The sequence below is a fragment of the Sphingomonas glacialis genome (genome assembly GCF_006439055.1).
In the GTDB taxonomy this organism is placed as follows: domain Bacteria; phylum Pseudomonadota; class Alphaproteobacteria; order Sphingomonadales; family Sphingomonadaceae; genus Sphingomonas; species Sphingomonas glacialis_A.
This window is the reverse complement of record NZ_RCZC01000001.1, coordinates 413,569-425,976: the sequence shown is the minus strand read 5'-3', so window position 1 is coordinate 425,976 and position 12,408 is coordinate 413,569. Positions and strand designations below refer to the sequence as shown.

The following is a 12,408-nucleotide window of genomic DNA, read 5'->3' as shown; positions in this document are numbered from 1 at the left end:
ACCGCGAACTTGGTAGAAAGGCCGATGGGGCAGCGCATTGTCGGACATCTCGGCTGCGGAACAGTCGCTCCTATTTTCCAGTGTTGCCACGCGCATGTATGGGGACGGAGGAAATCCATTAACCGCGATCTCCCGCAACCAATGTCGTCCGCCGTCATTTTTCACCTGTCCGCTTTCTGAGACCTGAAAGGGAAATCGACTTGGTGACCACTGCCAAATGCCGTTCTTGTGGCGCGCCGCTCCTCGGAGGGAAGTGCACATCGCCGGCCGTATGTCGGACGCAAATCGATGACCACCTCCTATCGTTAGCGGCTGAGGCTCAGACAGCGGGCATCCCAACGCGACTCAGATTGTAAGAACCGGCTACCGAGACGCCCACGCCGCTCTGCACAGACCGCCTTCCGCGGCCGCTACAGGGCTCTCCTGGACTAGCAGATAGGGACCTGCATTGGCTGACGATCAATCCGATGAGAATGCTGACGCGCTCCGCTGGATGCAAGCCGCGGCGTTTATGGATCTGCATGGGGAGATGTGGCTACGTCGAGCCATAGAAGGATTGAAATCCTCCGGCCAGGACGACACCGACGAGCACTGGGCGGACCTTATCAACAAGATGCGGGCGATCGCGCATTCGCCCCGGCAGTAAGGCCGAACCGCCTCAGCGAAGTTCAGCATCGACAGTCAGACCACACTTGAGCAGCGCCGCGACGATCGCTTCATACGGGCGGTGACAGCTATCCCAAGCGTGATCGCGCGGCGCGACGGCGGCGGCCCAGTATGACCGCAGGTGCGTCTCGTCGCGCAGGTATGGATAGAGCACCCTCAGCGCTAGGCGGACATCCGGCGTCGCGATCGGCACGTCCTTCTCGCGGTAGGACGCCGCATGCAGGACGCTCAGCGCGAGGTTCATCAGGATCGTCTCGGCGCGCTTGCGGCGGAGCTCGACCCGGTCCTGGCTAAAGGGCAGAGCCTCGACCCGCGTGTGTTTGCTGCCGCACCCTGCATTCCAGCATGGCAGGCTCGCGCGCACGGACGCCCAGTCCAGGCCGGCGCGATGGCGAGTGCGGTGATGAATCAGCGCCTCGCGGTCGCATATCCGGACGTGGCCGCATTCGTTGCACGTCACCCGTACCGCAGCCTCGATCCGCCGTAGGTCAGTCAGGGTTTTTTTGGGGCCAACCATCACGCGCCATCGACCGCACTCAACGATTCTGCAAGAACATTGTGAGAACATCGACAACCCGCTAGGCCGCCCGAATAGACAAGTCGATCAAGGAATGCCCGATGACAAACACCTCTCGCTACTAGACGAAACGCGAGCCGTTCGGCCGATGGCTGAGCGCTCAGCGCGAACGCGGAGATTGGATCGATGAACTTGCTGCCGCAGCGTGTGCGGATCGATCGTTCCCGAAAGACGGTGATCTCGAGGCAGTAGGTGCGCACCTGCGCGGGCAAAAAGCGGACGGCGACGTGTTCCAGGCAATCGATGACGCCGAGAGCGCATGGTCGAGCCTGTAACGGGAGCTCGTTAGGAGTGGCGGCGTCTGATGTGCTCAGTCATCAGATTCGGAAGCGTCCACCTCAGCGAAGGTGATCGCCAGCTTGTGGTGAACCGGTTCGGCCTCGTGGAAGGTGATTTCAACGTCGATCTCGGCGCCCTTGCCGGTCAAGTCGGGCGCCCGAAGGAGAAAGAAATCGTCGAGCTCAAGCGAACATTTCTGCTTCAGTGCCTCGATAGAGAATTGGGCAGAGTGCGGATTGTTTTCATCAATATGGGCCGCGCCGTCATAGAGATTGAAAAGGGGTGCGCGGTAGTCAGGGTAAATGGCGCGAGCCCCATTCCCGACATAGGTGTTTAACGCGCTAAGCGTGTTAGGCTTTGCCGGCGCATCAGGCGCTACCGGCTCGCTCGCCCTTTCAGAAACCGATGACAGGAAAATTGTTTTGGGGAAGTTCACGGTAACGTCGATATTGGTGGCTGTCGCCGAGCCGTCATTCTTTAGAATAAGGTGAAGCGTGGCGGTCAATCGCAAATTTTCTGTCCATTGCCTAAGCTCCCTTAGGTAGCGCTCGTAGAGAGTGTAATAGGACCGAAGCGCGGCGTTATGCTGCTCGATGCGCTCGCGGCTCGGCATACCAAGAGCAGAAATGCTGCGATACGCGGATAGCGCTCCGACATTCGATGCTGAGGGCTCTCCCGGTAACGGAAGCAAGGGATGGTCAGCGCGGATCTTGCTTAAGCTCGGAACGCCCATCTCGATCGCGCGGGCGTTGCGGATCTCACGCTTAGAGGCCCCGCCCCGGAAAGCGGCCGAAAGTTTGGGCTGCCGCGATTTAAGTCGGGCGATCTCAAGCTTTGCATCGCGCAGTTCCTTCGCGCCGGCCTCGACCTCATCGGGAAGCCGGAGCGCGTCGGTCAGCCGCAGTACCCTGATGGCACGTGAGCGCAGCTTCATTGCCATGCCGCCGTCGTTGGAGGCGATGAGCGTAACGCGCCCAGCGTTCTGCCGCTCGATGGCGGTGGCGATATAGTGGTCGTCGTTGATCTCTCGGACTAACTGATGAGTTGCAAAGTCGATTGCGGGTTCCTGCACGACGAAAGCGAGCGTCACTTTTGGGCGCAGCTCAATCGGATCGGGCAGCACCATCTTGCTCACAAGGAAATCGATCATCCTTGCCGCACGTGACTTGAGCGTGGCCGACGGACTAAAAATCTTCTTCTGCTCTAGCTCGCGTAGGAGGATCGGCGTGATGACGAGCGTGCAGTGATTGCATCCGGTAAGCGCGCACCAATCTATTTGGTCGATCGGCTGGAAATGCAGCACCTGATTGGTGTCGATAATGATGTCGCAGTCGCTCATCTGGCCAAGGTAACCACTAAACACCTTAGCGACGAGGCAAATTTTGGAGCGACCTCTAGTCCGCTAGTGGCGTCAGTCGGTGACCAAGGGGACGGTCCCGCACCAACTCGCCAGGCGCTGCGCCAAGATCGCCGAGTTGCAGTCGCGAACGGCATTCGAAGGCCGCGTGGGTATACAAGCGACCGGCACGAGCGAACAATTGTTACCGAATTCGATCGGACAGACGAGGAGTGCGGGGTCTGCAAAATGACCATCAACCTTTGATTGCCGTCGGCGAACGAGTCTTTTTCTGGTCTGGCCGCGGCTCGCAAGGATACGGAACTATCCGCGAGATCAGGGACGGACGGGCGTTCATCGACCCTGAATCGGACGCGATTAAGGGCAGCGACTATCGGGTGTTTCGCCAGCCTGCAAAGCGATACGACTCATGGGCGCCGAGAGACTATGGTGTGCCGCTCTCCTGTATCAACACCACCCCGCGGCCGTGGTTCGTCGACAACTAGAGCAGGGTGGACGAAAACGCGTCGCGCAAAGCTGTCCGATTGCACGGCGAGAGCGGTCTGGTTGAACGGGCGGGGCGATGCCGTCTGTCGGTTTGATCGAATTCGGCTGATAACTCTGGGGGAGATGGCGTTCGCCGCGGCCTCCGCGACCTGAGCGGCGCCCGCGCTCGCCTCGATATGCTCGCTCAACAACGAGGAGCGCAGCGCCATGCCTGCCAATCACGCCATGATGACGATCAACGAATTCCGCGAGTGCATGAGCATCAGTCGAACGCGCACCTACGAGCTGATCCGCAGTGGCGAGCTGGCCGCCGTAAAAGCCGGCCGCCGTACGCTGATCCGCGCGGATGCCGCGCAGGCCTGGCTCGACGCACTGCCGTCGGTGCGCCCTGCCGGTGGGCGCTGATCATGGCGAAGGTAAAACGCCCCCTGATCTCTGAGGGTGACAGCGCCGTAATGCGTCGGGTCATCGGCTGGTGCAGCGCGCAGGGATTGGATGTCCGGCGCACATCGCCCAGCCAGATAAAGGTCGGGCCGCTCAATTGCTGGCCCGACAAGGGCGCCTGGAACCGTGACGATGACCCTAAGGGCAAGAAAGGTGGTATCCCGGCCTTCATGACCGCGGTCGAGGAGTGGATGGCGACGCAGGCGCTTGTGCCGACCTACTGGCCTACCTCTATCGAGATTGGATAAGAGCGGCATTGGTCGCGGCGGTGATAACCCCACGCACTATCGACACAACCCTGACTGTCCGCAATGATGCGGCCATGGATGATGTTGTAACACCGCCAGAGAATCCGGACGATGCGGGCGTGAAAGTCGCAATCGGCGATGCCACGGCCAAATACCTAGATGATCGTGCTGCTGAATCCTTTAAACGTCAAACTGATCTTGAGGAGTCAGTCTGGCGGTCCCTTCCACTATTCACAGGTGGATTGATCGCAGCTGGCGCGATCATTTCCAGCACGGCTAAGGCCTTGCCCCCGTTCGGAATGGATCTTTATCGATGCCTTGCCTATGGGGCATTGCTACTTGCGACTGGAACATTCGCGGTGGCGTTCTGGTGGCTATGGCAGGTCGTAAGGCCGCGAGAGTTTGACTATCCGGCGGACGACGAACTGATTGCCGCTTACGCAAACGACATGCTCGCGTTTCATGCAGGCAGCGGCCTTACTGGGGAGACTCTTGATGCGACCGTAGCGCGGGAACTCCGCCTGTATATGGCGAACACGTTCGCAATTGCAGCGAAGAGCACATTCGCAAATAATCAGAGACGCTTGAGCGCGCGTGGACAGGTTCTCGTTTTCCTGCTGAGTGGCTTCCTGTTAGCTTTTGTTTGCGATGCCATTATATATGGGCATCGACTCATTTTTTCGGTCGATCCAATTGGAGCTTCCAACGATGGCGCGAGTACCCACCTCCGCACCGCCAATCCCCGGATCACCCCCACCTCCGAGCCGGCCGTCGCCGCCGCCAATGCGGGTAATCCGGGACGGAGGCTGGCTGACAAAGAGTTCGACTGCCCCGCAAGTCAGGGACAAATAAATGGCCGACGCCGACAAGCCGATCAGCGCGGAAGGCGCGCCGGCGACAATCCAAGCTGCTCGACCAGCGCCACCCCCACTCCAACGCCTCACCAAAGTGGAGTTGGCGCACGACAGCGCGCTTCAGAAGCGGCCGGTGCCAAATACACCGAATAAGAAGTAGACGACGCGCGACTTGTCGACGAACGCTGGGGGAGTTGCCTCTCGAAACGATAGCAAACGCCTTGCGCATGCGTTATTTCAGAGACACCCCCTCCGCGATCTCATCGCCTATCTGACCTTCATACAACCTCTTCTGCCTCTCCATACAAACTGCTCTAAAAGATGCCTTCCGCCGGGGCGGGAACCTTCTTTTCGATACGGGTGGCGCGGCGGCGCTTTTAGACACCCGCCGCTGCCGGGCCTATGACCACCAGCCTTTCCACGCGCGCCGCCGTGCATGAGGATCGCGCGGCCAGCCTTCATGGAGTTGGACGAGCGCGGTGCGCCGATGGTCCGTCTCAATCTGATTGTCGGACGCGGGCCATTCCAGTTTCACGCGCTCTTCCGCCTCACGGCGCTGCTCGAGTTCGTGCTCCCGCTCGGCGCGCTCGAGCAATTCCCAGCCGCTGTCTATTTGATCCCATGCGCCGTCCGCCAGCGCCGACAGCATCTTCATGCGTCCGGCTTCGGCCTTGCGACGCTCGCCCGGCGCGATCGACCCTGAGCCGCCCATGCGACGAAGCGAGGCAAGCTCACCGATCGATCCGCGGTCGCGCTTCGGGACGCGCAGCAACTCGACCAGCGGCACCCGCCCTTCTTGCGCGTCCCAATGCCCTATGCGAGGGTCGATGCCGCGCCACAGGCCGCGCACCAGCCGCCAGTGACGCTGCAGGCGGATATTCGGATAGCCGGTCGCCAGCTTCATCACTGGCGGGTCCAGCATCCAGCCATCGTTTTCTGCGGCACCGCGCCATTCCTGCATGCGCCCGGGTAGCCAGGAAGCGAACTGCATCAGCGCGGCAGGCGGCACGTGAGCAACGATGTCGGTGTAGGTCCCGCCCGCGCGCGCTTCATGGACGTAAAGCCAGTGGGCACGGTAGCCGCGGACCCACCTCTTGACCTGCACATCTAGTTCATGGGTGAGCCGGGACACCAAGCCCCCAGCCGCCAATTCGTCACCAGCACCGAGCCGTGCGTGATCGAGCGTGATGCGTGTGTTCAGCAGTAAACCGTGCTGCTGAATCAGGAACGAAGCTTGAGCGTAGATTGCTTCGGCCTGCTTCAGATCAAGGTACTCCGCGGGATCGGCGAGCGCGGTGGTCGACCGATGCATTACCCGCAGCGTAGTGGAGCGCGATCGGTAAGCGCGGGCGCGCTCCCGTGTCGCTTCAGGCGCCGTCGTCGGGTCGCTCGGTCCTTCTGGGTTCACAAGCCGGTGAAACCGCCGCGATCGGATCAGCAGGTTCGTGTGGTCGCGCATCGTCTCGATCGGCACAGCCCAGACGTCCATGAGATCGAGCCAGTAATCGCCAGCGTTTCGGCGCGCTGATCGCGCGCGTGCCTTGAACCCCGCCGCGACCCGCTCGCGTTCCGCCGCCGTGACCTGATAAAAGGCGGGGTTCACGATGTGATTGCGAGCCGGGACCGTCACTTCGAAGTTGGACAGGTAGAGCAGGAAATCCCGGATCATCCGCGCCTTTTCCGGCGTCTCTTCCTGCCAGTCGCTCAGTGCGGTCTCCTGCGCGTTCACATCGCCGGTCAACACCGCATCGAAATAGGCTAGCACGAACGCTGTCGAGCCAAATGCGAGCGTTTCAGCGGCTAGGGTGGGCGTGACGTCGCCCTGCCATGCGATCTGGTCGAGTTTGTTCAGAGCCTCGCGCGCAGAGCCGTCGCTCGCACTGCCGATCATATCGAGCGCTTGCGGTTCGTAGCGGATGCTCTCCGACTGACAGACGTCGCGCAGCAGCTTGAACATTTGCGTGCCGCCCAGCGGCTTGAAATGCACGATAAGGCAGCGCTTGCGCAGTGCCGGCCGAACCGCGGCGAGATCAGTCGTCGCGCAGATGAAGTTCGCGCCCTCGCCGGGTTCCTCCGCAGGCTTGAGCAGCACATCGGCTGCCGCGCCGGACAGCGCGTGGATTTCGTCGAGGAAGCACACGAATTTGCCGAAATGCGGGCGCTGCACGAGCCGGGCGAAGTCTTGGACGTGCCGTGGCTCGTTGTGCCGCGCGCCGTCCATCTCGTACCAGCCGAACGTCACGCTGCGGCCGCCAAAGATGTTCTCGCACGACGTGCAGCGCCCGCAGGGCAGGGGCGCCGTGTTCTCACACAGGATGCCGGCGCCCATGACGCGGGCGGCAGAGGTCTTCCCCGTACCCGAGGGGCCGACCAGCAACACCGATTGATTGCTGCCCGTCGTCATGTGGTGGGTCAGCGCACCAACCGCGGCTTCCTGACCGATGATGTCGCTCAGCTTGCGCGGGCGGTACTTGAGGGCGAGATCACGCATTGTCGTCCTCCCCGTCATTCGGGGCGACAGGTGTTGATCCCTTCGCGCCGGTGATGCAGCCGTTGACGGAGGCGTGGAAACCGCCGCCTGCGCACATCGATGGGGTGCGACGATGCCAGCGATCGGTATGGCCGCCTTCACGCGCAAATCGTGCGCGCTCCTCTGGGTCAGACACGCTGGCGAGCCAGTCGCGGAAATCGATTTCGGGTTTCTCGTACACAGGTGTCTCCTTTGCAGAAGACGCCGCGGCGGAATGCCGTGCACGTTCTGCAAAGGCATATAGCGAATTTCGTGAATTAACTACACGAGGGTCAGCCCGTTAACCTTCTATTTTAGAACAAATAGTGTCCAATCGCCTGCGCGAACGTGAGAGATTTGGTCACGCGTCAACCCACAACCAAGAGCCGCGAGCGATACACAATCTCAAAGGCTCGAATCACGCGCACGGCCTCACGCAGGCGCCGCCTCCCCGGGTCTTCCGCGCGGGCTGTCTCGCGATCAGCAGGTGTACGGTTGTTCAACAATGTGCTGAGCCTGCCGCGTCGTGCAGCGCGACCGTCAGTGGCCGCCAATATCGTTTTCGAAGCGGCCAAGATCGCCTCTTCAAGACTCATCTCAGGCCCCGCCTCAATCGCCTGGCTAAGCATTTTGGGAAAATCTTCAGGTTGGATTTGTTCGGGTTCCGAGAAGCCTACGCCCGTGCCTTTCGCCGTTTTATATGTATAGCAGCCATGAGTGACGAGGTTCTTAGCCCTCACGAAATGCGCGCGATCAAGAATGTTGCCTGATTCGGTGACCTTCCAGAGGGTTGGCGCATCAATGAAGTCTGGGGCGCAGTAACATCCCAATGCGGACGGGCCAGACTGATCAATTCTGTCCATTACCGCGAGCTGGTGCGGTGTCATATTAAATCTGAAATATGGAGAAACCCAATGGGGCCACTGCGCCGCGTTATGCCCGCGCAATAATTCCGGCGACTTATACTGTACAAACAGGTTCAGTCTGAAAGTTGGGATTTTCGCGGGGCTTATGGTCGAGAGATTCGTCCAGATTGAGGGGGCAACTGTAATGCCAATGCTCAAGGGACCTGTTGGGTTCGAAAGCGCATGAGGGGCAACGTGCGGCCCGAGGGCGGCGGCAAAATGATCGACCGGCAGAAAGAATGCGGCGTCGTACCCTAGGACATTTTCTGTCACCCGACCCGGAGTTGTTACAATGCGGGTTAATCTCCCAATAGCTCCGTCGACCAATTGCTGGAAAGCGTCCTCTTCAAAATCACATTTTGTGGGCACTGCATGTCGCTCCTAATGGTCGCCCGCACGATGCCGCGTTAATTGATACTCTCCAAGCGTGAACCCTTTCTGCCTGCAAATCCCGCAGGTTGAACGGAGATACACCTTGGAACGAACACACCTTCCCATCGTGCCGGAAGAGGTCCTGCGCCGGCACCAAGTGCATGTGCACCGCGATACCCGCTTCCGCGCCAATGCTCGGTTGCTGCAGGCCCTCTACCGCGAGGAGCAGGGCATCGACATGGGTGCGCACACCTATGGCGATGGCAGCACCCGCAAGCTCGGATCGCGGATCAGCAACAAGGCGGGCGAGGCCGGCCGCAACTTCATGACGCCCGAGATCGCGCGTCTCGCCTGGCGTGAACATGCCTACCGCGAGCCCGGCGCCATGATCGACGACGAGCGCGTCTGGACCAACCTGCTCGGGTCGGACTCCCAGACGATCAACTGCATCGGGCCGCTCAAGCTCGACCTCGCGCTCGCCACGAAGATGTTGCGCGCGATGTGTCCGGACCTGGCCGAAGCCGAAGTGCAGTCGGTGCTGTTCGAGCATTCGCCTGGACGTGGCAGCGAAGACCTGACGCGGGACGGCACCGCTTTCGATGCGATCCTCAACTATGTCAGCGGCACGGGCGAATTCGGCTTCGTCGCTCTGGAGCTGAAGTACACCGAGAACGGGTGGTCGCGTCAGAAGGAGCTGGGCAAGCGCTACGCCGACTTGATGCCGGCGAGCGGCCTGTTTCGAGATCCCGAGGCGGTAGAGCTGCGCAAGTCGCCGCTGCAGCAGTTTATGCGCGAGCATGTGCTGGCCCAAGCCGCGATCATGCGGGGTGACTACAGCGAAGGACGGCTCGTCATCCTGACGCCCGCGCTAAACTCCTCGATCCGTCGCATTTCAGCACGGTACGCAGATCATTTGGCCGAGCAGACCGAGGGGCAGGCGGGGTTCGGCGTCTGGACGTTGGAAGCATTCATCAACGCCCTGCGCCAGCACGGTGACGCTGCCTATGCCGACGACCTCTACCGCCGCTACTGCGATTGGTCGCGGGTGGATGCGGAGATCGCGGCGCACGTGCCAGCGAAGTTGGCGGATTGAACGGGTGATCCGCTGGGCGCTTTTGCCCGGCGGATTAGTCCTTCGCTTTCAGGCCGAGCGCAATGAGACGGCGGATAGCTTCAGCCCTTGTAGGTACACGGTTTTCGAAGCGCCAATCGTCAATAGCCTTGGCTTCGCTCTGTGTCACCATGATCGGCAAACGGATGTCTTTTAGCTCCGGCTCCATGGTCAATCACTACCGATCTTGTGCTCTTTGCACAAGTGGCTTGACACGCCCAAGTCTCAGGAATAACTAGGTGCCGCTTGCACAAGTTGCACAAGCGACCGGGCAGGAGGATTAGGCCCCTCCGAACCCGGTCTGACCATCACGTCTGTTTGAGGAGACGAATAATGGCTGCCAACAGCTTACCTGCACACGTGCGTCCGGCCAACCCCGAAGAACGCGTCTCCGCTTCCACCACCCGTCGTGCCATACTCGGCGGCGCTATTCTCGCCCCGGCAATCATCGCATGCGCTACGTCGGCGATGGGCACGTTGCCCGTCATGTCGCGTACGAAATGGGATCGGCTTGTCGCGGCGTTCCGCCGCGCCGACGAGAAAATGAAGGCGATCGGGATCGAGCACACCGCGGCGTTTGAGCGGTATTATATCGAAAGGGAGAAGATCGGCGAGCGCCCGGTCGCACCGAATAGGCCGGCTTTGAAATATCCCAAGCCGATCGAACAGATGACGATCGCTGAAATCAAGGCCACGCCCGTCGAGCCCTCGGCTGCCTATGCGGCGTACGAGGCTGAGCTTGCTGAATGGCAGGCCAAGGCCGAAGAGCTAGAAGCGGCCATCACTGGCGATGTCGATGCCCGCTGGGAAGCCGCTGTCGATGCACAGGATGCTGCGGCACAAGCAATTTTCGCCGAACCCGCACCGAACATTGCGGCCCTATTTTTCAAGATCAATCTGGTCGAGGAAGAATACCGCGGCTGCGATCCCAGCGACAAGGTGACCAAGCTGGTATTTGCAGACGTTCGCCGCCTTATGAGCGGGGGCGCGGCATGAGCGCCCTGTCCCGCCCGATCATGGGCATCGGCCTGACCGTTGGGGGCGCGATGGCGTCCGTAGCGGTGGCGCCTGCCCTCTGGGCTCTGTTTGCCCTCGTGTTTGCGGCAATGCCGTCATGAGCGCCGCGATCAGTCACACCGGGATCTGCGCGACCGACCCCCATCGCGGGTGGCTCAACGATCGCAACCAGATCCTAGCGGCGATCAACAAGGAAGGTCTCCACACCGATGAGCAGATCGACGACCTCCTCGAGATCATGGTCGCGATCGAGAAGCGCATAAACGAGACGCCAGCCCGAACGTCCGATGGACTCGTCTCCAAGATGGTACTGGCGTTCCAGGTGACCGCGGAGGGGCACGAGCTTTCCGAAGAGGCGGCGGCGGATATTGTCCGCGAGGCGCAGTGTCTGCTAGACATTGGCAGCCTTGCTGGTGCGTCCGACGAGATTCAGATGCGGAGGGCGGCATGAGCCAGATGGAACAGGTCCGCCCGGCGCCAGGAACCTTCGACGCCGCCGCATGGCTGTCCGCGCTGGTGGCGATCGGCGGCGGCTACGCTCTGGCGTCTGGCCGCAAGCTCTGGTTCGTCGTGCAGGATTGCCCCGCGGACGAGCTGACCACCGTCATGTCGCACATCGTCGGCAAGCCCGAACGCGTCGAGGCGGTGCGATGGACGATCGAGCGCCGGCAAGCTGGTGAGGTGCTGTGATGGCCTTCGCTTCGTCAACGCTCCGCCCACGCATCCATGACGCTCGCACCTGGCGGCGTCGGGTTCGCCGGCCGTGGGCTCGCCCGCGTGATACCGGCCACACCGCCGTGCTGTTGGCGCAAATCCCGACGTTGCCCCGCGCGGCGCTGGCTAGGGTCACCATGCTGCTGATCGATCGCATGGACGAGATCGACGGTGACTTCGACCTCGAGGATCTGCGTGACGATGACGAAGACCCATACGACCGAGAACAGGAGAACGCATACGAATAGCCTCGCAAAACGGGAGCCGGCGCAACCTCGGCTGCCTCTTCACCAGCCCGTCGCCCGCCACACGCGGACGGCGGGCTTTGAGCGTGTACATCGCTTCGAGGACAGCCACGCGCTTGCCGCGAGCTATGGAGCCGATTGGTGGATACCGATCTACCGCCGCGCCTTCCCGACGCTCATGTCGGCAGTCGCAATCGAGCAAGACGGTTGGGCGCAGCGCGCGGGGATCGACCGGCTGCTGACCCTCGCATGCGGTCGCACCTTCACGGTGGACGAGAAGATCAGAACGCAAGATTGGCCCGATGTGCTGCTTGAGCGCTGGTCGGATGAGAAGCGCAAGACGCCCGGCTGGGTGCAGAAGCCTCTCGCCTGTGACTTCATTGCCTATGCATACGCGCCGGCCGCGACATGCGTGCTGCTACCGGTGCCGGCGCTGCAGCGAGCTTGGCGCCAGCACGGGCGGCAATGGATTGGGCTGTACGGTCAGCGCCGGGCTCAGAACCGGGGCTACACGACGATCAGCGTGCCGGTGCCGCGCGGGGTGCTCATGCAGGCGATCGTCGAAGCGATGTTCGTGTCCTAGCCCCCTAATAATGGGGGCGGGATTGATCAAGCAAGCGTGAC

The 12,408-nt window shown here is 61.3% G+C and carries 16 protein-coding genes; 10 read left to right on the top strand and 6 right to left on the bottom strand.

Annotated elements, in window-relative coordinates:
* Window positions 1-448 precede the first annotated feature (448 nt).
* Window positions 449-646: a hypothetical protein gene (locus EAH76_RS02005; RefSeq protein WP_140847331.1), complete on the top strand. Its 198-nt coding sequence runs from the start codon at window positions 449-451 to the stop codon at window positions 644-646.
* Window positions 647-658: 12 nt separating this feature from the next.
* Here EAH76_RS02005 and EAH76_RS02000 read toward each other — a convergent pair whose 3' ends face one another.
* Complete coding sequence (locus EAH76_RS02000; RefSeq protein ID WP_140847328.1) at window positions 659-1,183, bottom strand: hypothetical protein; 525 nt, start codon at window positions 1,181-1,183, stop codon at window positions 659-661.
* 370 nt (window positions 1,184-1,553) lie between these two features.
* Complete coding sequence (locus EAH76_RS01990) at window positions 1,554-2,861, bottom strand: hypothetical protein (protein ID WP_140847324.1); 1,308 nt, start codon at window positions 2,859-2,861, stop codon at window positions 1,554-1,556.
* A 711-nt stretch (window positions 2,862-3,572) separates the two neighbouring features.
* Here EAH76_RS01990 and EAH76_RS01985 point away from each other — a divergent pair.
* The 3 genes from EAH76_RS01985 (at window position 3,573) to EAH76_RS01975 (ending at window position 5,064) form a co-directional block, all read left to right on the top strand.
* Window positions 3,573-3,770 carry a helix-turn-helix domain-containing protein gene (locus tag EAH76_RS01985; RefSeq protein WP_206667828.1) on the top strand — a complete coding sequence of 66 codons (198 nt, stop codon included), beginning with the start codon at window positions 3,573-3,575 and terminating at the stop codon, window positions 3,768-3,770.
* A gap of 2 nt (window positions 3,771-3,772) precedes the next feature.
* Window positions 3,773-4,057 (top strand): hypothetical protein, encoded by a 285-nt coding sequence (locus EAH76_RS01980; protein ID WP_140847318.1) that lies wholly within the window; start codon window positions 3,773-3,775, stop codon window positions 4,055-4,057.
* 74 nt (window positions 4,058-4,131) lie between these two features.
* A complete protein-coding gene (locus EAH76_RS01975) occupies window positions 4,132-5,064 on the top strand; it encodes a hypothetical protein (RefSeq protein WP_140847313.1) in 933 nt (310 codons plus the stop codon).
* A gap of 247 nt (window positions 5,065-5,311) precedes the next feature.
* Here the strand turns inward: EAH76_RS01975 and EAH76_RS01970 are convergent, their stop codons facing one another.
* The 3 genes from EAH76_RS01970 to EAH76_RS01965 all read right to left on the bottom strand — a co-directional run bounded on the left by EAH76_RS01970 (window position 5,312) and on the right by EAH76_RS01965 (window position 8,694).
* Window positions 5,312-7,402 carry an AAA family ATPase gene (locus EAH76_RS01970; RefSeq protein ID WP_161988940.1) on the bottom strand — a complete coding sequence of 697 codons (2,091 nt, stop codon included), beginning with the start codon at window positions 7,400-7,402 and terminating at the stop codon, window positions 5,312-5,314.
* The gene (locus EAH76_RS23825) at window positions 7,395-7,622 is read right to left on the bottom strand and encodes a hypothetical protein (RefSeq protein WP_161988939.1); all 228 of its coding nucleotides are present in this window, start codon (window positions 7,620-7,622) and stop codon (window positions 7,395-7,397) included. The genes EAH76_RS01970 and EAH76_RS23825 overlap by 8 nt, the downstream gene beginning before the upstream one ends.
* A gap of 166 nt (window positions 7,623-7,788) precedes the next feature.
* Window positions 7,789-8,694: a hypothetical protein gene (locus EAH76_RS01965; RefSeq protein WP_140847307.1), complete on the bottom strand. Its 906-nt coding sequence runs from the start codon at window positions 8,692-8,694 to the stop codon at window positions 7,789-7,791.
* 106 nt (window positions 8,695-8,800) lie between these two features.
* On the opposite strand from EAH76_RS01965, the gene EAH76_RS01960 reads away from it, so the two are divergent.
* Window positions 8,801-9,790, top strand: a complete 990-nt coding sequence (locus tag EAH76_RS01960) for a PGN_0703 family putative restriction endonuclease (protein WP_140847304.1) — start codon at window positions 8,801-8,803, stop codon at window positions 9,788-9,790.
* Window positions 9,791-9,824: 34 nt separating this feature from the next.
* On the opposite strand, the gene EAH76_RS24070 is transcribed toward EAH76_RS01960, so the two are convergent.
* Entirely contained in the window at window positions 9,825-9,983 is a 159-nt protein-coding gene (locus EAH76_RS24070; RefSeq protein WP_162559934.1) for a hypothetical protein, read from the bottom strand.
* A 158-nt stretch (window positions 9,984-10,141) separates the two neighbouring features.
* Between EAH76_RS24070 and EAH76_RS01955 the strand changes: the two genes are divergently transcribed.
* The 5 genes from EAH76_RS01955 to EAH76_RS01935 all read left to right on the top strand — a co-directional run bounded on the left by EAH76_RS01955 (window position 10,142) and on the right by EAH76_RS01935 (window position 12,367).
* Window positions 10,142-10,804 (top strand): hypothetical protein, encoded by a 663-nt coding sequence (locus tag EAH76_RS01955; RefSeq protein WP_140847301.1) that lies wholly within the window; start codon window positions 10,142-10,144, stop codon window positions 10,802-10,804.
* Window positions 10,805-10,922: 118 nt separating this feature from the next.
* Window positions 10,923-11,276 carry a hypothetical protein gene (locus EAH76_RS01950; RefSeq protein ID WP_140847298.1) on the top strand — a complete coding sequence of 118 codons (354 nt, stop codon included), beginning with the start codon at window positions 10,923-10,925 and terminating at the stop codon, window positions 11,274-11,276.
* Entirely contained in the window at window positions 11,273-11,515 is a 243-nt protein-coding gene (locus tag EAH76_RS01945) for a hypothetical protein (RefSeq protein ID WP_140847294.1), read from the top strand. Before EAH76_RS01950 ends, EAH76_RS01945 begins: the two co-directional genes overlap by 4 nt.
* Window positions 11,515-11,787 carry a hypothetical protein gene (locus EAH76_RS01940; protein WP_140847291.1) on the top strand — a complete coding sequence of 91 codons (273 nt, stop codon included), beginning with the start codon at window positions 11,515-11,517 and terminating at the stop codon, window positions 11,785-11,787. Before EAH76_RS01945 ends, EAH76_RS01940 begins: the two co-directional genes overlap by 1 nt.
* The gene (locus EAH76_RS01935; RefSeq protein ID WP_241659498.1) at window positions 11,741-12,367 is read left to right on the top strand and encodes a hypothetical protein; all 627 of its coding nucleotides are present in this window, start codon (window positions 11,741-11,743) and stop codon (window positions 12,365-12,367) included. Before EAH76_RS01940 ends, EAH76_RS01935 begins: the two co-directional genes overlap by 47 nt.
* Window positions 12,368-12,408: the final 41 nt, after the last annotated feature.

Bases quoted from the DNA above. Each gene is read 5' to 3' on its own strand.
- EAH76_RS02000 (WP_140847328.1), bottom strand. From the start codon at position 1,183: ATGGTTGGCCCCAAAAAAACCCTGACTGACCTACGGCGGATCGAGGCT.
- EAH76_RS01990 (WP_140847324.1), bottom strand. From the start codon at position 2,861: ATGAGCGACTGCGACATCATTATCGACACCAATCAGGTGCTGCATTTC.
- EAH76_RS01985 (WP_206667828.1), top strand. From the start codon at position 3,573: ATGCCTGCCAATCACGCCATGATGACGATCAACGAATTCCGCGAGTGC.
- EAH76_RS01980 (WP_140847318.1), top strand. From the start codon at position 3,773: ATGGCGAAGGTAAAACGCCCCCTGATCTCTGAGGGTGACAGCGCCGTA.
- EAH76_RS01975 (WP_140847313.1), top strand. From the start codon at position 4,132: ATGGATGATGTTGTAACACCGCCAGAGAATCCGGACGATGCGGGCGTG.
- EAH76_RS01970 (WP_161988940.1), bottom strand. From the start codon at position 7,402: ATGCGTGATCTCGCCCTCAAGTACCGCCCGCGCAAGCTGAGCGACATC.
- EAH76_RS01955 (WP_140847301.1), top strand. From the start codon at position 10,142: ATGGCTGCCAACAGCTTACCTGCACACGTGCGTCCGGCCAACCCCGAA.
- EAH76_RS01950 (WP_140847298.1), top strand. From the start codon at position 10,923: ATGAGCGCCGCGATCAGTCACACCGGGATCTGCGCGACCGACCCCCAT.
- EAH76_RS01945 (WP_140847294.1), top strand. From the start codon at position 11,273: ATGAGCCAGATGGAACAGGTCCGCCCGGCGCCAGGAACCTTCGACGCC.
- EAH76_RS01940 (WP_140847291.1), top strand. From the start codon at position 11,515: ATGGCCTTCGCTTCGTCAACGCTCCGCCCACGCATCCATGACGCTCGC.
- EAH76_RS01935 (WP_241659498.1), top strand. From the start codon at position 11,741: ATGACGAAGACCCATACGACCGAGAACAGGAGAACGCATACGAATAGC.